Origin of the sequence: Lawsonibacter sp. JLR.KK007, from assembly GCF_036941135.1 — a bacterium.
Classification (GTDB): Bacteria; Bacillota; Clostridia; order Oscillospirales; family Oscillospiraceae; genus Lawsonibacter.
In genome coordinates this window covers 354100-378299 of the sequence record NZ_JAYWSY010000003.1, presented here as the reverse complement: position 1 = coordinate 378299, position 24200 = coordinate 354100, and the positions used below count along the sequence as shown (strand labels likewise).

Genomic DNA, 24200 nt, shown 5'->3' with positions numbered 1-24200 from the left:
AGGGGATGCGGACCATGAAAATCAAGCTGATTAACCCCAACACCACCCTGTCTATGACCCAGAGCATCCAGGAGGCTGCACTCCGGGCCGCCCGGCCAGGTACCCAGGTCTACTCTGTCAGCCCTCAATGGGGGCCGGAGAGCATCGAGTGCTATGTGGACGAGTATTTGGCGGTTCCCGGCGTGCTCAAGGAGGTCATCAAGGGGGACCGGGAGGAGGGGGCGGACGCCTTTGTCATCGCCTGCTTTGGCGACCCGGGGCTCCAGGCGGCCCGGGAGGTGACCCGCAAGCCGGTGCTGGGCATCTGCGAGAGCGCCATCACCACCGCCAAGTTTCTGGCGCCCTATTTCTCCATCGTCTCTGTGCTGGACCGGGCCCGCAAGGTCACGGAGGACGCTGTGTCCGCCTATGGCGCGGAGAAGTTTTGCCGGTCCATCCGCTCCACCGGGCTGAGCGTGCTGGATTTTGGCCAGGACCCGGAGCGGGGCCTGGAGGCCCTGGCCCTGGAGGGGGAGAAGGCCGTCCGGGAGGACGGGGCGGAGTGTATCCTGCTGGGTTGTGCCGGCTTTGTAGACTTCGCCCAGGACCTGGAGCGACGGCTGGGCGTGCCGGTACTGGAGGGAGTCACCCCCGCAGTCAAGTTGGCCGAAGCCCTGGTGGATATGGGCCTGGGAACCAGCAAGGCATCTACCTGGGGCTGGCCGGAGAAGAAACAGTTTTTGGGATATCCCCTCTTTTCTGAGACGGATTTAATGTTTGAGGAGGACTAAACTGTGCGTATTTTAGTTAAGGGCGGGACCATTGTAACCGCCAGCGAAGAATTTCAGGGTGATGTTCTGGTGGAGGGAGAGACCATTCGGGCTGTAGGCCAGCACTTGGACCTTCCTGCCGATCAGGTCATTGATGCTGCGGGCAAGTATGTGCTGCCCGGCGGCGTGGACCAGCACACCCACTTCTCCGCCCTGTGCAACGTGGGCGACCAGGACACCGCAGGCTATGAAACCACCGACGCCGTTGTGGTGGGGGGGACCACCACCATTGTGGACTATGCCCCCCAGGACCCCAAGACGGGCCTGCTGGACTCCATCGACTACCGCATCAATGTCCGGGCTAAGGACAAGGCCTGTGTGGACTTTGCCCTTCACGGTATGGTGACGGAGATCATGGACAGCATGTTTGACGAGATCGCCCAATTTCCCCAGAAGGGAATTTCCAGCATCAAGATTTTTATGGCCTACAACGGCTCCCCCCTCCATGTGGACGACGGGACCTTCTTCCGTATTCTGGAGTGCAGCCGCAAAGCGGGGGTCACCGTGTTCGTTCATGCGGAGAACGGCGAGATTTTGGATTTCCTGCGCCGCCAGTGCGTGAAGAACGGGCAGACCACACCTCACTACCACTATGTTTCCCGCCCGCCCTTTACCGAGGCGGAGGCGGTGCGCCGGGCCATCTATCTGGCAGGACAGACGGATACCCCCCTGTATATCGCCCATATGACCTGCCGTCCGGCGCTGGAGGCGCTGCTCCAGGCCAAGGGGACGGGGCAGCGGGTGTACGGGGAGACCTGTACCCACTATCTGACCACCACCAAGGAGGCGCTGGACAACCCGGACTTCAACGAGGCGGCCAAGTTTGTCTGCTCCCCCGCCCTGCGGGACCAGGAGGACTGTGACGCGCTTTGGGCCGCGCTGAACAGCGGACTGCTTAACGCCGTGGTCTCTGACCACTGCGGGATCGACGTGGCCAACCTGAAGCAGGTGGGACGGAACGACTTCACCCAGATCCCCAACGGCGCCCCCGGCGCGGCGGACCGGATGCACGTTATCTGGACGGAGGGGGTAGCCAAAGGGCGTATCTCCCGGCAGAAGTTTGTGGAGATCACCGCTGCCCAGCCCGCCAAAATCAACGGCATCTACCCCCGGAAGGGCCACATCGCCGTGGGCTGTGACGCTGACCTGGTCATCCTGGACCCGGATTACCGGGGGGTGATTCGTTTGGAGGACAACCCAAATGGGGTGGACTACAACATCTACGAGGGCCGGGAACAGCTGGGCCGGGTGGAGACGGTGCTGCTCCGAGGCCGGGTGGTGGTCCGGGACGCCCAATTTGTGGGAAAGTATGGCCAGGGGCAATTTATTCCTGCGAAGATGTACGGCTCCTGCTACGAAAACAGAGCCTAATACAGTTCGTATTGACTCTTTCAGCAGTGTGGATCAAATTGATGTGGCAGAGGAGGGAAGCACCGGAAGCTTGTCCGCACTATGAAACACCAGAGTCTTACAAAAAGTGTATCAAGTAAAGGAGGAACTATTGCATGGAAACCACATTTGGAGTATTATGTTTGATACCGCCCATTCTAGCTATTGTCCTCGCCCTGATCACCAAACAGACCATCCTCTCCCTGCTGATTGCCACCTGGGTGGGTTCCACTATCATTAACGGCTGGAATCCTCTGGTGGGCTTTGTAAAAATTATCTCGGATTATGTCATGCCCTCTATCAGCGGAAATGCGTCCCTTCTGGTACTGGTCACCCTGTCTGGCGGACTGATCGCCATGCTGCGCAATACCGGTGCAGCTGAGGCATTTGCCAGCCGCGTGACCAAGGTGATTAATACAGCCAAGAAGGGCCAAATCGTCACCTGCCTGAGCGCATTTATCTTCTGCTACACCGAGCCCTGCCTGATGCTGGGCACCATTATGCGTCCCGTCACCGACACCGTGCGGGTGTCCCGGGCCAAGCTGTCCTACATTCTGGACTCCATGGGCTGCAACTTGGCCTGCTTCTCTCCCATCAGCAGCTACGGTCCCTTTATCACCGGTCTGATCGCCGCAGAGCTTCTGGCCGCCGGGGTAGAGGCCAGCGAGTGGGGCATCTGGCTGAACATGCTGCCCTTCAATTTGTACAGCCTCTTCGCCATGGTCACAGTGGTTGTGGTCGCCGTATTCGGCCTGAACTTCGGTCCCATGCGCACCGAGGAGGAGCGGGCTCTGAAGACCGGTAAGCTGTTGGGCGATGGCGTGGACCCCTTGGTCCCCGAGGTAAAGAATGTGCTGCCCGAGGGCTATGAGCTGTCCATCTGGAACTTCATCGTCCCTATGGCTGCCCTGTTCATCTCTCTGTTTGCTACCATCTTCTGGAGCGGCGATCTGGCCAACAACGGCCTGGTGGGCTGCTTCCGTTCCGCCAACATCACCCTGGCAATCTGCGTAGCCTTCCTGGGCGGCGGTATCGGCGCTGGCGTCATGGGCATTGCTACCGGATTGTTCAAGCCCCTTAAGGCCTTTGATACCTTCATTGACGGCATGATTGAGCTGATCAATGTCCCCTTCATTTTGATTGCTGCCTGGTCTCTGGGCACCATCGTCAAATCCATGGGCACCGGTGACTTCATGGTGGGTATTGTGCAGCAGTACCTCACTCCCGGCTTGGTTCCTGCCCTGGTGTTCCTGTTCGGCGCCTTTATCTCCTTCGCCACCGGTTCCTCCTGGGGCGTGTGGTCCATCATGATGCCCATTGCTTTCCCCATGGCTGTTGCCTTCAATCTGCCTATGGCCTATGTGGTGGGCTCCGTCATCGCCGGCGGTATGTTCGGCGACCAGTGCTCCCCCATCTCTGATACCACCGTCCTCTCCTCTACCGGCGGCTCCTGCAACCACATCGTCCACGTTATGACGCAGCTGCCTTACGGACTTACAGTAGGCGCATCCGCTTTCGTAGGTTTCCTGTTCGGAGGACTGACCGGCCAATACATGCTTTCCATTGCTGTGACCGCTGTAGTCCTCTATGCGGCTATGTTTGTTATGACAAAGGTGGACAGCGCCCGGGCCGTGAAAGCAGTCTGATGTTACGAACTTATTTTACACAGGTGGGAGATTGATATGAAAAAAATTGATAAACTTGTTACTGCCCCCCACTTTTACACCATGGAGGGGGAGGGAGTCGGCTACCGCGCCGCCTCTGCCATGGCGATCAACTGCGGCAAGATTTTAGAGGTCGGTCCTGTCGAGTACATGCTGAAAGAATACGCCCCCCAGGAGACCATCGATCTGCCCCACCACATGGTCCTGCCCGGCTTGATCGACGGGCACATGCACACCGCCTGCAACATCATGCGCGGTCTGGCCCAGGACACCAACAATTGGATGATGTTTGGCCTGCAGCCCTTTGACAACGCCGTAACCGACGAGGAGCGGGACGCAGGCAGCCGGGTGGCCATTCTGGAGGCCATCCGGGCGGGCACCACCACCCTGGGCGACTATGAGTCAAAGATGGACAACGTGTGCAGCTTCATCGAAAAGGTGGGGGCCAGGGGCAATATTGCCCAGACCATCCGGGCCGCCAAACGGCGGGTCTACCAGCCGGGCGAACTCTATGAGTTCGACGACGAGATGGGTGAAGAGAGTCTCCAGCGCAATATCCAGCTCTACGACAAGTGGCACAACCAGGCGGGGGGCCGGATCAAGATTCTGTTCGGGCCCCAGGGAGCGGATTTTGTCAGTCCCGAAATGCTCTTGAAGATTCAGAAGATTGTCAAGGAGCGGGGAACCAAGATCCACATGCACGTTCAGCAGGGCGACCGGGAGACCTATCAGATTGAAACGCGTTACGGCAAGCGGCCCACCGCCTTTTTGGATGAGCTGGGTTATTTGGACTCCTCCCTGATTGCCGTCCATCTCACCGACTGCACCGACGAGGAAGCCGCCCACATCGCTGGAAAGGGCGCCTCCATGATCGTCAATCCCGGTTCCATCGGCATCATTGACGGCATCGTTTGTCCCAGCGTGGCTTTCCAGGAGGCGGGCGGCTCTGTGGCTCTGGGCTCTGATCAGGCCCCCGGCAACAACTGCCATAATATCATCAACGAGATGAAAAATGTGGCCCTGTTCAACAAGATCAAGTACGGCAATCCAGAGGTCATGCCCGCCTGGCGAGCCCTGCGGATGGCCACCATCGAGGGCGCCCAGGCCATTGGCCTGGGGGACAGCGTGGGCTCGCTGGAACCGGGCAAGCAGGCGGACTTTATCGCTATCGACCTGAACTGCCCCTCCATGCTGCCGGTGTATACCTACCCCATGCGCAACATGATCCCCAATCTGGTCTACAGCGCCAGGGGCCCGGAGGTGGCTTTGGCTGCGGTGGACGGCGAGATCATTATGCGTGACGGTATATTTACAAAAGTAGATCAGCAGGAATACCTCTCTGCCATTCCCCAGTATCCGGATGAAATCGGCCACAGGGCCGCAGAGGAATTTTTCCAGATTGACGGCACCAATGCCCGCTTTATGCGGGAGGGAAAGCTGTAACCCTACCGCCAACCTTTCTTCACATGGGGCGCTCCAGGAACCGACAAGGCTCCGGGGCGTCCCAAATAATGCAGGTGATACTATGCAGCACTCCTCCGAAACTCTTCAATCCAACACACGGCTGCTTCTGATGCTGGCTTGGCCCGCCATCGCGGAGCAGCTGCTGCTGACCATGACCAACTATGTGGATACGGCTATGATCGGTGCGTTAAGCACCGACGCCACCGCCGCTGTAGCCATCAATTCCACGCCGGTCTTTTTTATTGTGGGACTGCTGACCGCGGTGGGGGTGGGGTACTCCGTTCAAATCGCCCACAGCCTGGGGGCCCGGCAGGAACAGCTGGCTCGCAGCATTACCCGGCAGGCTCTGCTGGGTTCGTTGGTGTCCGGGACCGTTATTATGCTGGTCACCCTTATGCTGGCGCCCTGGGTCCCCAAATGGCTGGGTGCGGATTCGATTATTTTAGGCGACGCACAAAAATATCTTTTTTTCTATGCCCTGGGCATTCCATTCCAGACGGCCTTGGCGGTTTTTTCTGCGGTACTTCGGTGCGCAGGAGATACCAAAACCCCTTTGCAGCTGAACGCAGGCGCCAATGTACTCAATGTGATCCTGAACTTCTTCTTGATTTTTCCCAGCCGCACGGTCCAAATTGGGGAGCGTACCCTTCGGATCTGGGGCGCCGGGTGGGGTGCGGCAGGAGCGGCAGGGGCAACCGCTTTTTCTGCCAGCCTGATGGGATTCTGCTGCATTTTGCTGCTGTTCCGCCGCTCGGGTCCAGTGAATCTGGAGCTGAAGGTCTCTTATCGCCCGGATTTCGCCATTATTCGGCAGGCTGTCCATTTGGGAATCCCGGCAGCACTGGAGCGGGGCGCTATTTGCAGCGGCCAGCTGCTGATCACCCGGATGGTGGCCTCCCTGGGAAACGTGGCCCTGGCCGCCAACCATGTGGCGGTGACGGCGGAGGCCATCAGCTATCTGCCCGCTACAGGGGTCTCCTTTGCCGCCACCACGCTGGTGGGGCAGGCCTACGGAGGTGGAAAATATTCTCTGGCCCGGCAGTTTGGAAAAATCTCCGGTTGGATCGGCCTGCTGTCTGGGGGAGCGGCGGGAATCATCCTGTTTGTATGCGCCACCCCCCTTGCCGGCATCTTTTCTCCTGATCCTGACGTCATCGAGCTGGCGGCGGATATGCTGCGGATCGTAGCTGTCTCTGAGCCGCTGTTCGGCCTCTCTATCGTGCTGTCCGGCGTGCTGCGGGGCGCCGGCAACACCCGGCTGCCTTTCCTGGTGGTGCTGAGCGGTATGTGGGGTGTGCGGGTCATCTTAACGCCTGTTCTGCTGTTTTACGCCCATATGGAGCTGGCCGGCGTGTGGGTGGCTATGGTTGCTGACCTGATGTTCCGCGGAATTTTGTGTGAAATTCAGACAAAACGTCTTTTGTCAAGTAATGTCATCAAGTTGGGAATAGGAAGAGAATAAAGTCAAAAAAGATGTAAAAAAGGGTTGACAAAAGAGGAGAACTGTGCGGCGAATCCCTGAAAAGTAAACGTGCTTTTCGGGGGCGCACATGAAATACACACCAAACCGTCATTGACGGCAAAAAAGCGGACGCCCATCGGCCGTCCACTGTTTTATGAGGTGATTTTTATGGAGCAATTACACATTGTCGATGCCTGTAGGGAACAGCATTTTCGGGACATGTCCCTCCTCCACGCCCTGGGCTGGCGGGCCGCCTACCGGGACAGCATCCCCGCCGATTACATGGCCCGGGAGATCACCGACGACCGCTGGGTCTCGGTTTTCCGTCAAAACTACAGGGAGGGCCGCTATCACGGCCTTCTGCTGTATAACGGGGAGCAGCCCCTGTGCTGTGCCACCTACGGCCCCGCTCGGGTGGATCAGTCCGCCGGGGACACCATCTGCGATTTCAGCTCCCCCGACCTGGCCGCCTGGGGGGAACTGGTCTCCCTCTACAGCCACCCCGACCACTGGGGGGAGGGCTGCGCCTCCATCGTCACAGAGGAAATCCTCCGGCGCTTCCGGGAGACAGGCTATCCCGGCTGCTTCCTCTACGTCCTCCAGGAGAATGACCGAGCCCGGCGGTTCTATGAGAAGCACGGCTTCGCCTGGGACGGCCACAGCCTGGAGGTCACCCTGACCCAAGACACGGTGCTCACCGATTTGCGGTATTGCCGGAAGTTTTAGCCCCGGCCATTCAGCATTTCGGCAGTAAAATTTGTGCCTGCCAGGATCAGCTTCTTCAAATTCGGCAAACCAGACAACATATTGTAATCCTCAATGTAAAGATTACGAATCGTTAAAGACCGAAGACGCTTCATGCGCCCCAGCGCAGTCCAGTCCCCAGGACTGTAATAGAAATAGGAAGACAGCAAGGGCAGCGTTTCCAAATCCGTCAGAAGATATTTCCCACGCCATAGGATATGCGTCCCAAGGTAGGGTGAATGGTAATAGTTTGGGCTGTCTACCACTAATGTCTTGATTTGAAATAAGTCATCCGGTATTTGCGGCATTTTCCCAGTCGTAAGCCGGATGGCCTCCGACAGCAGCGGGGACAGCGGGATCGCGTTCCGCTTTTCCCCGTTCTCGCGCTCCTTCCGGGCAAGCTCCAGCTGGTTCGAGTAGACACACTCCAAAAAGGGCGGCTCCCAGGACAGGTCCTCCATATCGTAGTGCCGGTCAAGATATTTGCACATCGCCTGCTTCGTGCCGCTCTCCAGCGGATAGACATGGAGGGTCCGTCCCACCTGCTCCGGCTGGGCAGCTTGGTCGGTGCCCGGTATCTTCAAGTCGTGACGTTTCCGTATCCCTGCGTCGATCTCTTCCTTGTACCGCCGCAGTGATTCAAGGCCGTTCATATAGCATCCTTCCTTTACAAAAAAGCGGAACAGCTCATTGAACTGTTCCGCTTTGTGTAGGCACTACCTATTTTCCCGGTCCGTCTCCAGACAAGTATTTTCGGCAGAAGCGAGCTTAACTTCCGTGTTCGGAATGGGAACGGGTGGACCCTCGCCCTAATCAGCACCTACTATTTTAATCACCGAAGTGACTAAAACCGATATAAAGTTTTCATTGGTGACCCGTACGGGAATCGAACCCATGTTTGCGGCGTGAGAGGCCGCCGTCTTAACCGCTTGACCAACGGGCCATATGGTGCGCCTTCAGGGATTCGAACCCGGGACCCACTGATTAAGAGTCAGTTGCTCTACCAACTGAGCTAAAGGCGCATCTGCGCTTCCTGCGCCCTGAAAACCGAACAGTGAAACAACCTTCCATCGCTTGCAAGCGCCTGCATTCTCCATGCTCATAACCAATTGTAGGTCAAGCCCTCGGCTTATTAGTATCGGTCAGCTGCACACGTTACCGTGCTTCCACCTCCGACCTATCAACGACATAGTCTACGTCGAGCCTTACTCCTTAAAGGATGAGAGATCTTATCTTAGGGGGAGTTTCACGCTTAGATGCTTTCAGCGTTTATCTCGTCCAGACGTAGCTACCCAGCTGTACCCTTGGCAGGACAACTGATGCACCAGAGGTCTGTCCATCCCGGTCCTCTCGTACTAAGGACAGCTCCCTTCAAATCTCTTACGCCCGCAACAGATAGGGACCGAACTGTCTCACGACGTTCTGAACCCAGCTCGCGTGCCACTTTAATCGGCGAACAGCCGAACCCTTGGGACCGAATTCAGCCCCAGGATGTGACGAGCCGACATCGAGGTGCCAAACCTCCCCGTCGCTGTGGACGCTTGGGGGAGATCAGCCTGTTATCCCCAGGGTAGCTTTTATCCGTTGAGCGACGGCACTTCCACTTGCATACCGCCGGATCACTAACTCCAACTTTCGTTACTGCTCCACCCGTCGGTGTCGCAGTTAGGCTCGTTTATGCGTTTACACTCACTGCACGATTTCCGTCCGTGCTGAACGAACCTTTGAGCGCCTCCGTTACCTTTTAGGAGGCGACCGCCCCAGTCAAACTGCCCACCTAACAGTGTCCCCCGACCGGATTCACGGCCGCAGGTTAGAAAACCAGTAAATCAAGGGTGGTATCCCAAGGTTGACTCCACGCGACCTAACGGCCTCGCTTCCAAGTCTCCCACCTATCCTGTACATCATTTACCAATCCTCAGTATTAAGCTACAGTAAAGCTCCATGGGGTCTTTCCGTCTAGTTGCGGGTAACCGGCATCTTCACCGGTACTACAATTTCGCCGGGTGGGCTGTTGAGACAGCGCCCAAATCGTTACGCCATTCGTGCGGGTCAGAACTTACCTGACAAGGAATTTCGCTACCTTAGGACCGTTATAGTTACGGCCGCCGTTTACTGGGGCTTCAATTCAGACCTTCGCTTGCGCTAAGCCCTCCTCTTAACCTTCCAGCACCGGGCAGGCGTCAGCCCATATACGTCATCTTTCGATTTAGCATAGACCTGTGTTTTTGGTAAACAGTCGCTTGGGCCTATTCTCTGCGGCCCCCATTACAGGGGCTCCCCTTATCCCGAAGTTACGGGGTAATTTTGCCGAGTTCCTTAACAACCCTTCTCCCGTTGGCCTTAGGATCCTCTCCTCATCTACCTGTGTCGGTTTGCGGTACGGGCACCTTAGCATTCCCCAGAACTTTTCTCGCCTCGTCATTCTCCGGCTTCCCTACTTAATTTCGGTCCCTTTCGCCCGGGTCAACCAACGCCCGGGTCCGGATAGCTCCAAGTGTCCTTCTGGTTTAAGTTTCGGTGGCTACGGAATTTCAACCGTATGTGCATCGACTACGCCTCTCGGCCTCGCCTTAGCTCCCGGCTTACCTTGGGCGGACGAACCTTCCCCAAGAAACCTTAGATTTTCGGCCATTATGATTCCCACATAATTCTCGCTACTCATTCCGGCATTCTCACTCGAATACAGTCCACCAGTGCTTCCGCTCTGACTTCACCCCGTATTCGACGCTCCCCTACCACGCATTGCTGCATCCCAAGCTTCGGTTACATGCTTAGCCCCGTTACATTTTCCGCGCAGAGTCACTCGACCAGTGAGCTATTACGCACTCTTTTAATGAGTGGCTGCTTCTAAGCCAACATCCTGGTTGTTTTCGCAACTCCACATCGTTTTCCACTTAGCATGTATTTGGGACCTTAGCTGTGGGTCTGGGCTGTTTCCCTTTTGACCACGAGACTTATCTCACGTAGTCTGACTGCTGATCATCAATTAGCCGGCATTCAGAGTTTGATAGGGTTCAGTAACTTTATCAGCCCCTAGCCCATTCAGTGCTTTACCTCCGGTAATCTAAATCAACGCTAGCCCTAAAGCTATTTCGGGGAGAACCAGCTATCTCCAAGTTCGATTAGAATTTCTCCGCTATCCACAGGTCATCCGCCACCATTGCAACGGGGGTCGGTTCGGTCCTCCATGGAGTTTTACCTCCACTTCAACCTGCCCATGGATAGGTCACCTGGTTTCGGGTCTATTGCACACGACTTTTTCGCCCTATTCAGACTCGCTCTCGCTTCGCCTTCAGTGCTTAACACCTTAAGCTTGCCACGTACAATAACTCGCCGGACCGTTCTACAAAAAGTACCTCATCACACCTTAACGTGCTCTGAGTGCTTGTAAGCACAAGGTTTCAGGTTCTATTTCACTCCCCTCCCGGGGTCCTTTTCACCTTTCCCTCACGGTACTGCTCCTCTATCGGTCATCAAGTAGTATTTAGGGTTGGAGGGTGGTCCCCCCTGTTTCCCACAGGGTTTCACGTGTCCTGCGGTACTCTGGATCCTGACTGGTCTAAATCAGTTTTCGACTACGGGGCTCTCACCCGCTATGGCCGGCCTTCCCATACCGTTCGTCTAACCTATTAAACCGTTATATCAGTCCACAACCCCAGAGGATAAATCCTCCGGTTTGCCCTCTTCCGCGTTCGCTCGCCACTACTAGCGGAATCTCTGTTGATTTCTCTTCCTCGCCCTACTTAGATGTTTCAGTTCAGGCGGTTCCCCACCTACGCCTATTTGATTCAACGCAGGTTGACAGAGTATTGCTCTGCCGGGTTTCCCCATTCGGTGATCCGTGGATATAACGCTTATGTGCAGCTCCCCACGGCTTATCGCAGCTTGTCACGACCTTCTTCGGCTCTTGATGCCAAGGCATTCCCCTTGCGCTCTTTATAGCTTGACCTATCATCTCTTTTCAGAGATATTGGTTCTCACAAGAATTATGCAGGCCTCAGATTTGGTTCATTGTAGTTTTTGTGTTACCCTTTTTTAAAGTTCCACGTTTAAAACTTTGTTACCTCTCTGTTGCTTGCTCGCAATTTCTTGCTTTGCTTCACTGTTCAGTTTTCAAGGTGCAGGTTCCAACCTCTTTCGAGGTCAGATCGAAATGCTCACCCTATTGGACGAACACTTCGATCCAATCTCAATGGTGGAGGTTATCGGATTCGAACCGGTGACCCCCTGCTTGCAAAGCAGGTGCTCTACCAGCTGAGCTAAACCCCCGTACCGCTTAAGTTGGGTGGTGGGCCCAAGTGGACTCGAACCACCGACCTCACGATTATCAGTCGTGCGCTCTAGCCAGCTGAGCTATGGGCCCGTCGGACACCGCTCTCCTGTGCGGCGTGCGCCCTCTAAATTAAACAACGTGACATCCACTCTGCTCCTGAAGGCTGACCTAGGATTTTTACGAACAGCTGCTTGCTGCTCGAGGTCTCCTTAGAAAGGAGGTGATCCAGCCGCTCGTTCTCGAACGGCTACCTTGTTACGACTTCACCCCAATTATCGAACCCACCTTCGGCCGCGCCCCCCTTGCGGTTAGGCTACGGACTTCGGGTGTTCCCGACTCTCATGGTGTGACGGGCGGTGTGTACAAGGCCCGGGAACGTATTCACCGCGGCATGCTGATCCGCGATTACTAGCGATTCCAACTTCACGCAGGCGGGTTGCAGCCTGCGATCCGAACTGGGATGGCTTTTAGGGATTTGCTCCGCCTCGCGGCATTGCTTCCCTCTGTTGACCACCATTGTAGTACGTGTGTGGCCCAGGACATAAGGGGCATGATGATTTGACGTCGTCCCCACCTTCCTCCGTTTTGTCAACGGCAGTCTCGCTAGAGTGCTCTTGCGTAGCAACTAACAATAAGGGTTGCGCTCGTTGCGGGACTTAACCCAACATCTCACGACACGAGCTGACGACAACCATGCACCACCTGTCACCACAGTCCCCGAAGGGAAGGATGTATCTCTACATCTGTCCGTGGGATGTCAAGCCCTGGTAAGGTTCTTCGCGTTGCTTCGAATTAAACCACATACTCCACCGCTTGTGCGGGCCCCCGTCAATTCCTTTGAGTTTCAACCTTGCGATCGTACTCCCCAGGTGGGATACTTATTGTGTTAACTGCGGCACGGAGGGGGTCAGTCCCCCCACACCTAGTATCCATCGTTTACAGCGTGGACTACCAGGGTATCTAATCCTGTTTGCTCCCCACGCTTTCGCGCCTCAGCGTCAGTTGCTGTCCAGCAGACCGCCTTCGCCACTGGTGTTCCTCCTAATATCTACGCATTTCACCGCTACACTAGGAATTCCGTCTGCCTCTCCAGTACTCAAGAAAAACAGTTTCAAATGCAGGCCACAGGTTGAGCCCATGGTTTTCACATCTGACTTGCTTTCCCGCCTACACGCCCTTTACACCCAGTAAATCCGGATAACGCTTGCCACCTACGTATTACCGCGGCTGCTGGCACGTAGTTAGCCGTGGCTTATTCCTCAGGTACCGTCACTTGCTTCGTCCCTGAGAAAAGAAGTTTACAACCCGAAAGCCTTCTTCCTTCACGCGGCGTTGCTGGGTCAGGCTTGCGCCCATTGCCCAATATTCCCCACTGCTGCCTCCCGTAGGAGTCTGGGCCGTGTCTCAGTCCCAATGTGGCCGGCCAACCTCTCAGTCCGGCTACTGATCGTCGCCTTGGTGGGCCGTTACCCCGCCAACTAGCTAATCAGACGCGAGTCCATCTCAGAGCGATAAATCTTTGGCAGCCAGAGCCATGCGACTCAGCTGCATTATGCGGTATTAGCACAAATTTCTTTGTGTTATTCCCCACTCCAAGGCAGGTTACTCACGCGTTACTCACCCGTCCGCCACTAAACAGTCCTCTCAGTTGTCCGAAAACTCCTTCAAGGGTGTTCCGTTCGACTTGCATGTGTTAAGCACGCCGCCAGCGTTCATCCTGAGCCAGGATCAAACTCTCAATAAAATGGTATCTATACGAGCCTTTTAGCCCGAATAAACCACTCTTATTGAAGCTATTCCTTGCTTCTTAGAAATTAATTGACGTTGTCCAAACAAGCTTTTTTCAAAGCTCACTTAACAACCAATCCTTCTGGTGCTTCGTGTTTGTCTCGTTGTTTAATTTACAAGGTGCACACCGCTCTCGTTTAGCAGCGGGTTTTTATCTTACCACAGCTTCAGGCGCTTGTCAAGAACTTTTTTCAAGTTTTTTTAAACTTTTTTGTTCTCACATTCGCGGTCGGTTCAGTGGTTTGTTGCTGTCGCAACGGTTCCATATCTTAGCACATCTCTCAGCCTTTGTCAAGAACTTTTTTCGACTTTTTTCAAAATCTTGTTCTTTACCAGGGCCTTGCGGCTTTTGACAGGTTGTCCTCGCGGACAGCTTCGACATAATACCATCTCGTTCCATCTTTGTCAATAGGTTTTTTCAAATTTTTTTAATTTTTTCCACATTCCCCTTTTTTTGGTGGGAACCCTACCCTGTTTCACCCGTAAAGTCCACATATTACGGACATTTGGCCGCAGAATTTCCTCTTGCGCATCCACAGGGCTTGTGATAACCTCTACAATATAGAATATCAGAACAACTCCACAGGAGGGATACCTATGCCCATCAAAATTCCTGACTCCCTGCCCGCCAGGGCCACCCTGGAGGGGGAAAATATCTTTGTCATGACCGAATACCGGGCCATCCACCAGGACATGCGTCCGCTGAATCTGTTGCTCCTGAATCTGATGCCGACCAAGATCGTCACCGAAACGCAGCTCCTGCGCAAGCTGTCCAACTCTCCGCTGCAGGTGCAGGTGGAGCTGCTTCAGATGGCCAGCCACACCTCGCATAATACAGACGCCAGCCATCTCTCCTCCTTCTATACCACCTTCGACCAGATCAAGGACCAAAAGTTTGACGGTATGATCATTACCGGAGCTCCGGTGGAGAATTATGACTTCACGGATGTCGACTACTGGCCGGAACTCTGCCGGATCATGGATTGGACGACCACCCATGTCCATTCCACCCTTCACGTCTGCTGGGGGGCGCAGGCGGGGCTGTTTTATCACTACGGCATCCCCAAATACTCGCTGGACAAAAAGCTTTTTGGTGTGTTCCCCCACACCGCGCTGAAAAAGCAGTCTCCCCTGTTCCGGGGGTTTGACGACGTGTTCTACGTCCCTCACTCCCGGCACACGGAGAACCGAGAGGAGGATATTCGCAGGATTCCCGAGCTGGAGCTGCTAGCTGTTTCGGAGGAAGCCGGCGTTTTTGCCGTCAAGAGCGAGGACAACCGGCGTTTCTTTATCACTGGGCACCCGGAGTATGACCCGGACACCCTCTCCCGGGAGTACTTCCGGGATGTGGAGAAGGGCCTGCCCATCGACGTACCCAAGCACTATTTTCCCGGCAGCGACCCCGCTCAGGCCCCTGTTGTCCGCTGGCGCTCCGCCGGACAGCTGTTTTACACCAACTGGCTCAATTACTACGTCTACCAGACCACGCCCTATGATATCACGCAGATCTGACCGCAGAAAAGGACTGCCCCAGCCGGATGGCCGGGGCAGTCCTTTTGTCTTGTTCGGGTTTGTTACTGGATGGCCATGGATTTGACCTCACCGTCCAGCAGGGCGGCAAAGTCCTCCAGGGACATGGCTCCCAGGTCCTCGCCGGAGCGGCGGCGGACCGAGACGGTGCCGTTTTCCATATCCCGGTCGCCCACCACCAGCATGAAGGGGACCTTTTCCAGGGTAGCCTCCCGGATCTTCTTGCCGATTTTTTCGTTGCGGCCGTCCACCTCCACCCGGAAGCCCTGGGCGTCCAGCTGGGCGGAGATCTTGGCGGCGTACTCCGCGGCCCGGTCGGTGACGGGGAGCAGCTTCACCTGGACGGGAGCCAGCCATGTGGGGAAGGCCCCGGCGAAGTGCTCGGTAATCACGCCGATGAACCGCTCGATGGAGCCCAGAACAACCCGGTGAATCATGACGGGGCGGTGTTTCTCCCCGTCCTCGCCGGTGTACTCCAGCTCGAACCGCTCAGGCAGTTGGCTGTCCAGCTGGATGGTGCCGCACTGCCAGGTGCGGCCCAGGGAGTCGGCCAGGTGGAAGTCCAGCTTGGGGCCATAGAAGGCGCCGTCTCCCTCGTTGATGACAAACTCCTTGCCCATGGCGGTAATGGCCTGTTTCAGGATGTCCTGGTTGCGCTCCCACTCCTCCACGGTGCCGATATGGTCCTCGGGCATGGTGGACAGCTCGATGGTGTAGCTCAGGCCGAAGACGGAGTACACCTCGTCAAAGAGCCGGACGGTCTCCTGGATGACGTCCTGCATCTGCTCCCGGGTCATGAAGACGTGGGCGTCGTCCTGGTTGAAGCAGCGCACCCGGAACAGGCCGTGGAGGGCTCCGGACAGCTCGTGGCGGTGGACCAGGCCGATCTCCCCCACCCGCAGGGGCAGGTCCCGGTAGGAGTGGGGCTCGCTGGCGTAGACCAGCATGCCGCCGGGGCAGTTCATGGGCTTGACGGCGAAGTCCACGTCGTCAATGACGGTGGTATACATGTTGTTCTTATAGTGGTCCCAGTGGCCCGACCGCTCCCACAGCTGGCGGTTGAGCATGATGGGGGTGGAGATTTCCACATAGCCGTACTTCTTGTGGACCTTGCGCCAGTAGTCCAGCAGGGTATTTTTCAGCACCATGCCCTTGGGCAGGAAGAAGGGGAAGCCGGGACCCTCGTCCCGGAGCATGAACAGACCCAGCTCCTTGCCCAGACGGCGGTGGTCCCGCTTCTTGGCCTCCTCGATGCGGGCCAGATGGGCGTCCAGCTCGTCCTTTTTGGGGAAAGCGATGCCGTAGATGCGCTGGAGGGTCTCCCGGCTGGAGTCCCCCCGCCAGTAGGCGGCGTTACAGGCGGTGAGCTTCAGGGCGTTGCCCTTGATCCGGCCGGTGGAGTCCAGGTGGGGACCGGCGCACAGATCGGTAAACTCCCCCTGCTTGTAGAAGGAGATGACCTCGTCCTCGGGCAGGTCATGGATGAGCTCCACCTTGTACTTCTCGTCCCGCTCCTCCATAAACTTCACGGCCTCGGGGCGGGGCAGCTCGAACCGCTCCAGTTTCAGCTTCTCCTTGCAGATCTTTCGCATCTCGGCTTCGATCTGCTCCAGATGCTCGGGGGTGAAGGCGAAGGGCGCGTCCATGTCGTAGTACCAGCCCTCGTCGATGGAGGGGCCGATGGCCAGCTTGACCTCGGGCCACAGGCGCTTCACCGCCTGGGCCATCACGTGGGAGCAGGTGTGCCAGTAGGTCTGGCGGTACTCGGGGTTTTCAAAGGTATACTGGTTGTTTTCTTCAGACATCAAAATTCCTCCTTGTCATTTGGGCGGACAATAAAAACGCTCCACCCCTGATTCAGTTCAGGGGTGAAGCGGAAAGCTCCATGGTTCCACCCTGCTTGCGGTCCGCAGACCGCCGCTCGTGTCCTCGGTAACGGGAGGCCCCGGCCCGGTCCTCCCGGGCGGCTCCGGAGTGGTACCGGCCAGCTTCTGTGCAGGACGCTCTCAGCCCGTGGCGTCCCTCTCTGAGCACTTGTTCCAGCCTCTTCTCCATCAAAGCCTATTTGACGGTGACATCATATCACCAGGCCGGAAAAAAGTCAAGCGCCATTCTTTAGAAGACAACCAGCTCCCCATCCCGCACGTCCACGGTGAGGGCCGCGCCCGCCTCCACCTGATCAGCGACGATCTTCCGGCCGATGAGGGTCTCCACCGTGTGCTGGAGATAGCGGCGCAGGGGCCGGGCTCCGTAGATGGGATCGTAGGCGGCCTCAATCACCGCGCTCTTGGCGGCGGGGGTGAGGGTCACGGTGAGCTGCTTGTCCGCCAGCCGCCGGTTCAGGCCGTCCACCAGCAGATCGATGATGTGGGTGATGTTCTCCCTGGTCAGCGGCTTGTAGAAGACGATCTCGTCCAGCCGGTTCAGGAACTCGGGCCGGAAGGACCGCTTGAGCAGCTCGTTCACCTGATCCCGGGCCGTCTCGCTGATATCCCCGTCGGGACCGATGCCGTCCAGCAGGGCCTGGCTGCCCAGGTTGGAGGTCAAGATCAGGATGGTGTTCTTGAAATCCACCGTCCGGCCTTGACTGTCGGTGATCCGGCCGTCATCCAATACCTGGAGTAATACATTGAACACATCCGGGTGGGCCTTCTCCACCTCGTCGAAAAGGACCACGGAGTAGGGTTTTCTCCGGACCGCCTCGGTGAGCTGGCCGCCCTCCTCGTAGCCCACGTACCCCGGAGGGGCTCCGATGAGCCGGGAGACGGAGAATTTCTCCATGTACTCGGACATATCAATGCGGACCAGATTTTTCTCGCTGTCGAACAGGGCCTCGGCCAGGGTTTTGGCCAGCTCGGTCTTGCCCACGCCGGTGGGACCCAGGAACAGGAAGGAGCCGATGGGCTTATCCGGGTCGGCGATGCCGGCGCGGCTGCGGAGGATGGCCTCGGACACCAGCCGCACCGCCTCCTCCTGGCCCACTACCCGCTTGTGGAGGACGTCCTCCAGGTGGAGCAGCTTCTCCCGCTCCCCCTCCATCAGCCGGGCCACAGGGATGCCCGTCCACCGCTCGATGATCCGGGCGATTTCCTCCTCGGTCACCTTGTCCCGGAGGAGGGAGCGGGCTTTGCTCTCATTGGCGATGGACTCCTCCGCCTCCAGGGCGCGGCGCAGCTCGGGGATGCGGCCGTACTGCAGCTCGGCGGCCTTCTCCAGGTCGTACTCCCGCTGGGCCTTCTCCAGGGCGGCGTTGGCCGCCTCCAGGTCCTCCCGCAGCTTCTGCACCTTGCCGATGGCCCCCTTCTCGTTGTCCCACTGGGCCTTTTTCGTGTTGAACTCGTCCCGCAGGTCGGACAGCTCCCTCTGGATTTCGGTCAGATGCTCCTGGGACAGCTTGTCGGTCTCCTTTTTCAGCGCCGCCTCCTCGATCTCATGCTGGATGATCTTCCGCTGGATGACGTCCAGCTCGGTGGGCATGGAGTCCATCTCGGTGCGGATCATGGCGCAGGCCTCGTCCACCAGGTCGATGGCCTTGTCCGGGAGGAACCGGTCGGAGATATACCGGTCGGACAGAGAGGCGGCGGCAATGATGGCCCCGTCGGTGATCTTCACACCGTGGTACACCTCGTACCGCTCCTTCAGCCCCCGGAGGATGGCGACGGCGTCCTCCACAGAGGGTTCGCTCACCATCACGGGCTGGAACCGCCGCTCCAGGGCGGCGTCCTTTTCGATATACTGCCGGTACTCGTTGAGGGTGGTGGCCCCAATGCAGTGCAGCTCCCCCCGGGCCAGCAGAGGCTTGAGCAGGTTGCCCGCGTCCATGGAGCCCTCGGTCTTGCCCGCCCCCACGATGGTGTGGAGCTCGTCGATGAAGAGGATGATCCGACCCTCCGACTTCTTCACCTCGTTGAGGACCGCCTTCAGCCGCTCCTCGAACTCCCCCCGGTACTTGGCGCCTGCAATCAGCGCACCCATGTCCAGCGAGAAAATGGTCTTGTCCCGGAGGGAGGCGGGCACATCTCCCTTGACGATCCGCTGGGCCAGCCCCTCGGCGATGGCCGTCTTGCCCACGCCGGGCTCGCCGATGAGGACGGGGTTGTTTTTCGTCTTGCGGCTCAGAATGCGGATCACGTTCCGAATCTCGTCGTCCCGGCCGATGACCGGGTCCAGCTTGTTCTGCCGGGCCCGCTCCACCAGGTCGGAGCCGTACTTCTTCAGGGCGTTGTAGGTCTCTTCCGGGTTGTCGGAGGTGACCCGCTGGTTCCCCCGGACGGCGGCCAGCGCCTGAAGCACCCCCTCTTTGGTCAGGCCGTAGGTGCGGAACAGCTCCTTCAAGGCGCTGTTGGGGTGGGCCAGCAGGCCCAGAAGGATGTGCTCCACCGAGATATACTCGTCCTTCATGGCCTGGGCCTCCTGCCCGGCGGCCTGGAGCGCCCGGTCCACGTCCTGGGAGACATACACCTTGCCGCTCTCCCGGCCCGAGCCGGTGACCTTGGGCAGCTTATCCACCTCCGCCTTCACCGCCGCCTCAAAGCTGGGGACGGTCATGCCCATGGCGGCGAGCAGCTGGGGGATGAAGCCCTCGGCGTCCCCCGCCAGGGCCAGCAGCAGGTGGGCCTGCTCGATCTGCTGGTTGCCGTGCTCCAGGGCAATATCCTGCGCCCCCTGAATGGCGGCCAGGGATTTTTGCGTAAACTGATTCATGTTCATAAAAAACACTCCTTTCATGGAACAGCCTGCGGTATGCTCTTAGTATAGGCCGCTCCCGAAGGAATTGCATGAACAAATCGTGAACTTTTAGCACTCACAGTCAAAGAGTGCTAATCCAAGTTTTCCCCGCCTGGAGCCGTCAGAGCGGTCAGCCCTCCAGCTCCTTCCGCAGCCTGTCCAGCGCCCGACGCTCCAGGCGGGACACCTGCACCTGGGACACCCCCAGTACCCGGGCGGTGTTCATCTGGGTCAGGCCCTTGTAGTACCGCAGGAGGAGCACCTGCTGCTCCCGCTCGGGCAGCTCCCCGATGGCGGAGCGGAGGGTGAGCCGCTCCACCATGCCTTCCTCCTCGTTCCCAGTGGTGAGCATCCCCTCCAGGGTGAGGCCGTCGGTCCCCGTCTCCGCCTGGAGGGACACCACCGGTTCGATAGCCGTCTCGGCGGCGGCGATGTCCTCGGGCGCCAGGCCGGTGTCCTCTGCCAGCTCGGACAGAGTGGGCTCCCGGCCCAGCTGGGCGGACAGCCGGGTCCGGGCCGTCCGGATGGCGGTCCCCCGCTCCTTCAGTCCCCGGCTCACCTTCACCGGACCGTCGTCCCGGAGAAAGCGGCGGATCTCTCCGGCAATCTTGGGGACAGCGTAGGTGGAAAACTGGGTACCGTACTCGGGGTCGAAGCCCTGAATGGCCTTGAGGAAGCCCAGGCAGCCCAGCTGATACAGGTCGTCCGGCTCCACTCCCCGGCCGTAGTACCGGCGCACCACGCTCCAGATCAGACCGTTATTTTCCAGCAGCACCTGCTCGCAGGCGGCGCGGTCGCCGCCCCGGGCGGCCTCCAGCAGCGCGGAGCCGGCAAGAGGCCCGCTCACCGCCCGGCCCGGCGGGCGATCTTCCGGGCCATGGTGACGGTGGTCCCCTTACCGGGGGCGGAGCGGACCTTCAGGGTGTCCATAAAGCTCTCCATGATGGTGAAGCCCATGCCGGAGCGTTCCTCGCTGCCGGTGGTGAACAGAGGTGTCCTGGCCTGCTCCACATCAGCGATGCCCACCCCCCAGTCCTTCACCACGATCTCCAGGGCGTGGCCCTCCTTGATGCGCAGCTTGACCACCACCTTGCCCAGAGTGTCCGGATAGGCGTGGACGATGGCGTTGGTTACCGCCTCGCTGACGGCAGTCTTGATGTCGTTGACCTCCTCCAGGGTGGGGTCCAGCTGGGCGGCGAAGCAGGCCGCCGCCGTCCGGGCGAAGCCCTCGTTGGCCGAACGGCTGGGGAACTCCAGCGTGACATGGTTTTCGATTTTCATATGTAGCGCCTCCTTATTCAAACCGGATGATCCGCTCCAGCCCGGCGGCCTGGAACACTCTGCCCGCCTGGTCCGGGGTGTTCACCACCCGCATGGACCCCTGCACCTGGCCCATCCGCCGGTGAGCCCGGAGAAGCACCGCGATGCCTGAGCTGTCCGTAAAGGTCAGCCCGCTCAGGTCCAGGGTGAGCTGGCTGGGCTGGGCCTGGTCGATGCGGCGGTCCAGCTCCTCCATCACTGTTCTGGCTCCGTGGTGGTCCAGCTCCCCGGCCACCCGGGCCGTCAGATGGCGTTTGTCCTCTCTACAGGTCACCGGCATGTCTGACCCGCTCCTTCCTCTGGGATCATGTCCCATTATTTTCCAGCCCATTATAGGACAAGCCCCCTGTCGAATCTGCGGGGAAGCTGTCCGCGCAAAAGGTTTTCCCATTGCCCTTCCCACTTCGCCCCATGACGCGCTGAGAGGGGGAGGCTTTCACCTCCCCCTCTCCCGTTTCAGGCGGCTCTGGCCGGGCTCCCGCCGTCCAGGACCAGGCCGGATACCTTGACCCGGCCGGGCGCCGTCCTGCGGAAGCTGGTCTCCGTCACCCGCCCGTCCTGCCAGTGGTAGCGCAGACGGGCACGGCCGCCCCCCAGGCACCGTTCCAGGGCGGCGCGGCACTGCTGGGCGTAGAGCAGCCGGTCGATCACCCCATACTCCGCCTGGACCTCCTCCCGGTACTCCAGGCAGGGCACGGCGTCACAGGAGGTCAGGCGGCTGACCGAACGGGAGAGGGTCAGCGCATGACCAACCGCGCACTGGCGCAGCCGCTCGCGCAGAGTGTGGATCAGGTACTCCTGGGTATTGTTTTTTGTCTTCATATTGGAACTCCTCCTTTTTTGTCCCCCTCTCAAAACGAAAAAGGGCATGGTATGGCTCTTGCCATATCCATGTCCGTTCCAATATAAATTTAGTTTGACTTATTATGCCACAATCGGGACCGATTGTCAAGGGTGATTTTTCCGGCACAAAAAATGTTATCCGCCTATTGACAAGAGTGAAAAAGCTGTTATACTGTGCATATGGTATATATACACTAAACCCAAAATGACAGCGGCGAGGCTCCAGCGCGGGACCCGTGCACAGGCCGGCAGTCAGGACCTCCGCCGTCTGTTGAAAGGCAGGAAAAATGGATATCATATTGAGCAACGCCAGCGGCAAACCCATCTATGAGCAGATTACCGACCAGGTGAAGGAGCAGATCATGGCCGGGACCCTGTCGGCGGGGGACGCCCTGCCCTCCATGCGGCTGCTGGCCAAGGAGCTGCGCATTTCGGTCATCACCACCAAGCGGGCCTACGAGGAGCTGGAACGGGACGGCTTTTTGGAAAACGTCCCTGGAAAGGGCTGCTTTGTGGCGCCCCAAAACCGGGAGCTGCTGCGGGAGGCCCAGCTGCGGAGGGTGGAGGAAAAACTGTTCCAGGCGGTGGAGGAGGCCCGGAAGGGCGCTTTCCCCCTGGAGGAGCTCCACGAAATGCTGGATATTTTGTATAAAGGTGAGGAATTATGACAAATTGTATTGAAATCAAAGGGCTATGCAAGTCCTATGGGGACTTCGCCCTGAACAATATCAACCTGACTCTCCCTGGCGGCTCCATACTGGGGCTGATTGGGGAGAACGGCGCGGGCAAGACCACCACCATCAAGTGCATCCTGAACCTGATTCACCGGGACGCTGGGGAGATCACCCTGCTGGGCTATGACAGCATCCGGGAGGAGCGGCTGGCCAAGCAGGACATCGGGCTGGTGCTGGATGAGTGCTTTTTCTCTTACGCCCTCCGCCCCCTGGACCTGGACAAAATCCTGGCCCCCGCCTACCGGGAGTGGGACCGGAAGCTGTTTCGGGAATACCTGGGCAAATTCGGTCTGCCGGAAAAGAAACTCATTAAGGAGTTCTCCCGGGGCATGAAGATGAAGCTGTCCCTGTCTGCCGCCCTGGCCCACCGCCCCAAGCTGCTCATCCTGGACGAGGCCACCGCCGGCCTGGACCCGGTGGTCCGGGACGAGATTTTAGACGAGTTTCTGGGCTTCATCCAGGATGAGGACCACGCCATCCTCATGTCCAGCCACATCACCTCCGACCTGGAGAAGGTGGCCGACTACATCGCCTACATCCATCAGGGACAGGTGGTACTGTCCGACGCCAAGGACAACATCCTGGACTCCTACGGCCGGGTGGGCTGTACTGCCGCCCAGTTGGAGAACATCGACCCCCGGGACGTACTGCACACCCGGAAGGGGGCCTTCGGCGCGGAGGCCCTGGTGGCCGACCGGGTGGCCTTCAGCCGCAAGTACCCCATGCTCCTGGTGGAGCGGACCACTCTGGAAGACATCATGCTCTTTGTGGGGAAAGGAGAAACAAAATGACCGGATTGATTACGAAGGACTTTCTTGTGATGCGCAAGATGCTGCGATCTTATCTGCTTATGATTGTCGTTTACATCATTCTCGCCTACCTGGACTTCTTTGACTACAGCTTTATCATCACCTTTGTTCAGGTAGCCCTGTCCGTACTGCCTATCTCCGCCTTCGCCTACGATGAACAGTCCAAGTGGGACCGGTACGCCATGTCCCTACCCCTGGGGCGGAGCCGGGTGGTGGGGGCCCGGTATCTCTTCGTGCTGCTGCTCACCCTGTTCACCGTAGCGTTCGGGCTGGCGGGCACCGCCCTGCTGTATCTGGCCCATCAGGCGGACTTCCTTGAGATGTTTGTCATCCTGATGGTGTCCTCCGCCATCGGCCTGCTGATTCCCACCATCCTCCTGCCCCTGAGCTACAAGCTGGGGGCGGAGCGGGCCCGGCCCTATCTGTACGCCATTGTTTTCATCCCTGTCATCGCCGTGGTGCTGCTGGCTAAGGCCGGGGTGCTGGATATGTCCATGCTGAAGGGGATGGACCTCCTCGCCCCCACCGCCCTGGCGGGTGGCTCTGCCCTGTTGCCCGTGGCCGGGCTGGCCCTGCTGGGCGTCTCCTACCTGATTTCCTGCCGCATCGCAGCGGGGAAGGAGTACTGAGATGACCGCCG

18 protein-coding genes, 4 tRNA genes and 3 rRNA genes are annotated in these 24200 nt (G+C 58.4%); 10 read left to right on the top strand and 15 right to left on the bottom strand.

Annotation, left to right across the window (positions count from 1 at the left end):
- Positions 1–14 precede the first annotated feature (14 nt).
- The 6 genes from VV088_RS20080 (at position 15) to VV088_RS20055 (ending at position 7514) form a co-directional block, all read left to right on the top strand.
- Entirely contained in the window at positions 15–770 is a 756-nt protein-coding gene (locus VV088_RS20080; RefSeq protein WP_334602429.1) for an aspartate/glutamate racemase family protein, read from the top strand.
- Positions 771–773: 3 nt separating this feature from the next.
- Positions 774–2180: a dihydropyrimidinase gene (hydA, locus tag VV088_RS20075; protein WP_334602428.1), complete on the top strand. Its 1407-nt coding sequence runs from the start codon at positions 774–776 to the stop codon at positions 2178–2180.
- 134 nt (positions 2181–2314) lie between these two features.
- Complete coding sequence (locus VV088_RS20070; protein WP_334602427.1) at positions 2315–3844, top strand: Na+/H+ antiporter NhaC family protein; 1530 nt, start codon at positions 2315–2317, stop codon at positions 3842–3844.
- A 36-nt stretch (positions 3845–3880) separates the two neighbouring features.
- The gene (locus tag VV088_RS20065) at positions 3881–5305 is read left to right on the top strand and encodes an amidohydrolase family protein (protein ID WP_334602426.1); all 1425 of its coding nucleotides are present in this window, start codon (positions 3881–3883) and stop codon (positions 5303–5305) included.
- Between the two features lie 82 nt (positions 5306–5387).
- Positions 5388–6788, top strand: coding sequence for an MATE family efflux transporter (locus VV088_RS20060; RefSeq protein WP_334602425.1), 1401 nt, complete (start codon positions 5388–5390; stop codon positions 6786–6788).
- A gap of 168 nt (positions 6789–6956) precedes the next feature.
- The gene (locus tag VV088_RS20055; RefSeq protein WP_334602424.1) at positions 6957–7514 is read left to right on the top strand and encodes a GNAT family N-acetyltransferase; all 558 of its coding nucleotides are present in this window, start codon (positions 6957–6959) and stop codon (positions 7512–7514) included.
- Here VV088_RS20055 and VV088_RS20050 read toward each other — a convergent pair.
- From VV088_RS20050 to VV088_RS20015, 8 genes are all read right to left on the bottom strand, one after another.
- Positions 7511–8185: a hypothetical protein gene (locus VV088_RS20050; protein WP_334602423.1), complete on the bottom strand. Its 675-nt coding sequence runs from the start codon at positions 8183–8185 to the stop codon at positions 7511–7513. The two genes, VV088_RS20055 and VV088_RS20050, sit on opposite strands and share 4 nt — an antisense overlap.
- A 55-nt stretch (positions 8186–8240) precedes the next feature.
- Positions 8241–8356: ribosomal RNA gene (gene rrf, locus VV088_RS20045) — 5S ribosomal RNA — on the bottom strand.
- A gap of 44 nt (positions 8357–8400) precedes the next feature.
- Positions 8401–8475, bottom strand: a tRNA-Glu gene (locus VV088_RS20040).
- A gap of 3 nt (positions 8476–8478) precedes the next feature.
- Positions 8479–8554 (bottom strand) — tRNA-Lys (locus VV088_RS20035).
- A gap of 90 nt (positions 8555–8644) precedes the next feature.
- Positions 8645–11484, bottom strand: a 23S ribosomal RNA gene (locus VV088_RS20030).
- A 244-nt stretch (positions 11485–11728) separates the two neighbouring features.
- A tRNA-Ala gene (locus VV088_RS20025) sits at positions 11729–11804 on the bottom strand.
- A gap of 17 nt (positions 11805–11821) precedes the next feature.
- Positions 11822–11898, bottom strand: a tRNA-Ile gene (locus VV088_RS20020).
- A gap of 123 nt (positions 11899–12021) precedes the next feature.
- A 16S ribosomal RNA gene (locus VV088_RS20015) occupies positions 12022–13552 on the bottom strand.
- Together the 16S, 23S and 5S rRNA genes with 4 tRNA genes alongside form the textbook arrangement of a ribosomal RNA operon.
- Before the next feature lie 641 nt (positions 13553–14193).
- Between VV088_RS20015 and metA the strand changes: the two genes are divergently transcribed.
- The gene (gene metA / locus VV088_RS20010) at positions 14194–15108 is read left to right on the top strand and encodes a homoserine O-acetyltransferase MetA (protein ID WP_334602422.1); all 915 of its coding nucleotides are present in this window, start codon (positions 14194–14196) and stop codon (positions 15106–15108) included.
- A gap of 62 nt (positions 15109–15170) precedes the next feature.
- Here the strand turns inward: metA and thrS are convergent, their stop codons facing one another.
- From thrS to VV088_RS19975, 7 genes are all read right to left on the bottom strand, one after another.
- Positions 15171–16931 (bottom strand): threonine--tRNA ligase, encoded by a 1761-nt coding sequence (gene thrS / locus VV088_RS20005; protein WP_334602421.1) that lies wholly within the window; start codon positions 16929–16931, stop codon positions 15171–15173.
- A gap of 52 nt (positions 16932–16983) precedes the next feature.
- The gene (locus VV088_RS20000; protein WP_334602420.1) at positions 16984–17160 is read right to left on the bottom strand and encodes a hypothetical protein; all 177 of its coding nucleotides are present in this window, start codon (positions 17158–17160) and stop codon (positions 16984–16986) included.
- Between the two features lie 81 nt (positions 17161–17241).
- A complete protein-coding gene (clpB, locus tag VV088_RS19995; protein WP_334602419.1) occupies positions 17242–19836 on the bottom strand; it encodes an ATP-dependent chaperone ClpB in 2595 nt (864 codons plus the stop codon).
- 148 nt (positions 19837–19984) lie between these two features.
- Positions 19985–20701, bottom strand: a complete 717-nt coding sequence (locus VV088_RS19990; protein WP_334602418.1) for a sigma-70 family RNA polymerase sigma factor — start codon at positions 20699–20701, stop codon at positions 19985–19987.
- Positions 20698–21135 carry an anti-sigma F factor gene (gene spoIIAB, locus VV088_RS19985; protein ID WP_334602417.1) on the bottom strand — a complete coding sequence of 146 codons (438 nt, stop codon included), beginning with the start codon at positions 21133–21135 and terminating at the stop codon, positions 20698–20700. Before spoIIAB ends, VV088_RS19990 begins: the two co-directional genes overlap by 4 nt.
- Before the next feature lie 13 nt (positions 21136–21148).
- On the bottom strand, positions 21149–21454 hold the full coding sequence (locus VV088_RS19980; protein WP_334602416.1) for an STAS domain-containing protein: 306 nt from the start codon (positions 21452–21454) through the stop codon (positions 21149–21151).
- A 176-nt stretch (positions 21455–21630) separates the two neighbouring features.
- Positions 21631–21996: a hypothetical protein gene (locus tag VV088_RS19975; RefSeq protein WP_334602415.1), complete on the bottom strand. Its 366-nt coding sequence runs from the start codon at positions 21994–21996 to the stop codon at positions 21631–21633.
- 308 nt (positions 21997–22304) lie between these two features.
- Between VV088_RS19975 and VV088_RS19970 the strand changes: the two genes are divergently transcribed.
- From VV088_RS19970 to VV088_RS19960, 3 genes are read left to right on the top strand one after another with little or no spacing between them, the layout of a single operon-like run.
- Positions 22305–22685, top strand: coding sequence for a GntR family transcriptional regulator (locus VV088_RS19970; protein ID WP_334602414.1), 381 nt, complete (start codon positions 22305–22307; stop codon positions 22683–22685).
- Positions 22682–23542, top strand: coding sequence for an ABC transporter ATP-binding protein (locus tag VV088_RS19965; protein ID WP_334602413.1), 861 nt, complete (start codon positions 22682–22684; stop codon positions 23540–23542). Before VV088_RS19970 ends, VV088_RS19965 begins: the two co-directional genes overlap by 4 nt.
- The gene (locus VV088_RS19960; protein ID WP_334602412.1) at positions 23539–24189 is read left to right on the top strand and encodes an ABC-2 transporter permease; all 651 of its coding nucleotides are present in this window, start codon (positions 23539–23541) and stop codon (positions 24187–24189) included. Before VV088_RS19965 ends, VV088_RS19960 begins: the two co-directional genes overlap by 4 nt.
- Positions 24190–24200: the final 11 nt, after the last annotated feature.

Excerpts from the sequence above, each read along its gene's own strand:
- thrS (WP_334602421.1), bottom strand. The coding sequence starts at position 16,931 with ATGTCTGAAGAAAACAACCAGTATACCTTTGAAAACCCCGAGTACCGC.
- VV088_RS20080 (WP_334602429.1), top strand. The coding sequence starts at position 15 with ATGAAAATCAAGCTGATTAACCCCAACACCACCCTGTCTATGACCCAG.
- VV088_RS19965 (WP_334602413.1), top strand. The coding sequence starts at position 22,682 with ATGACAAATTGTATTGAAATCAAAGGGCTATGCAAGTCCTATGGGGAC.
- metA (WP_334602422.1), top strand. The coding sequence starts at position 14,194 with ATGCCCATCAAAATTCCTGACTCCCTGCCCGCCAGGGCCACCCTGGAG.
- VV088_RS20060 (WP_334602425.1), top strand. The coding sequence starts at position 5,388 with ATGCAGCACTCCTCCGAAACTCTTCAATCCAACACACGGCTGCTTCTG.
- VV088_RS19980 (WP_334602416.1), bottom strand. The coding sequence starts at position 21,454 with ATGCCGGTGACCTGTAGAGAGGACAAACGCCATCTGACGGCCCGGGTG.
- VV088_RS20065 (WP_334602426.1), top strand. The coding sequence starts at position 3,881 with ATGAAAAAAATTGATAAACTTGTTACTGCCCCCCACTTTTACACCATG.
- VV088_RS19975 (WP_334602415.1), bottom strand. The coding sequence starts at position 21,996 with ATGAAGACAAAAAACAATACCCAGGAGTACCTGATCCACACTCTGCGC.
- VV088_RS20050 (WP_334602423.1), bottom strand. The coding sequence starts at position 8,185 with ATGAACGGCCTTGAATCACTGCGGCGGTACAAGGAAGAGATCGACGCA.
- VV088_RS19960 (WP_334602412.1), top strand. The coding sequence starts at position 23,539 with ATGACCGGATTGATTACGAAGGACTTTCTTGTGATGCGCAAGATGCTG.
- VV088_RS20070 (WP_334602427.1), top strand. The coding sequence starts at position 2,315 with ATGGAAACCACATTTGGAGTATTATGTTTGATACCGCCCATTCTAGCT.
- VV088_RS20055 (WP_334602424.1), top strand. The coding sequence starts at position 6,957 with ATGGAGCAATTACACATTGTCGATGCCTGTAGGGAACAGCATTTTCGG.
- VV088_RS19970 (WP_334602414.1), top strand. The coding sequence starts at position 22,305 with ATGGATATCATATTGAGCAACGCCAGCGGCAAACCCATCTATGAGCAG.
- clpB (WP_334602419.1), bottom strand. The coding sequence starts at position 19,836 with ATGAACATGAATCAGTTTACGCAAAAATCCCTGGCCGCCATTCAGGGG.
- spoIIAB (WP_334602417.1), bottom strand. The coding sequence starts at position 21,135 with ATGAAAATCGAAAACCATGTCACGCTGGAGTTCCCCAGCCGTTCGGCC.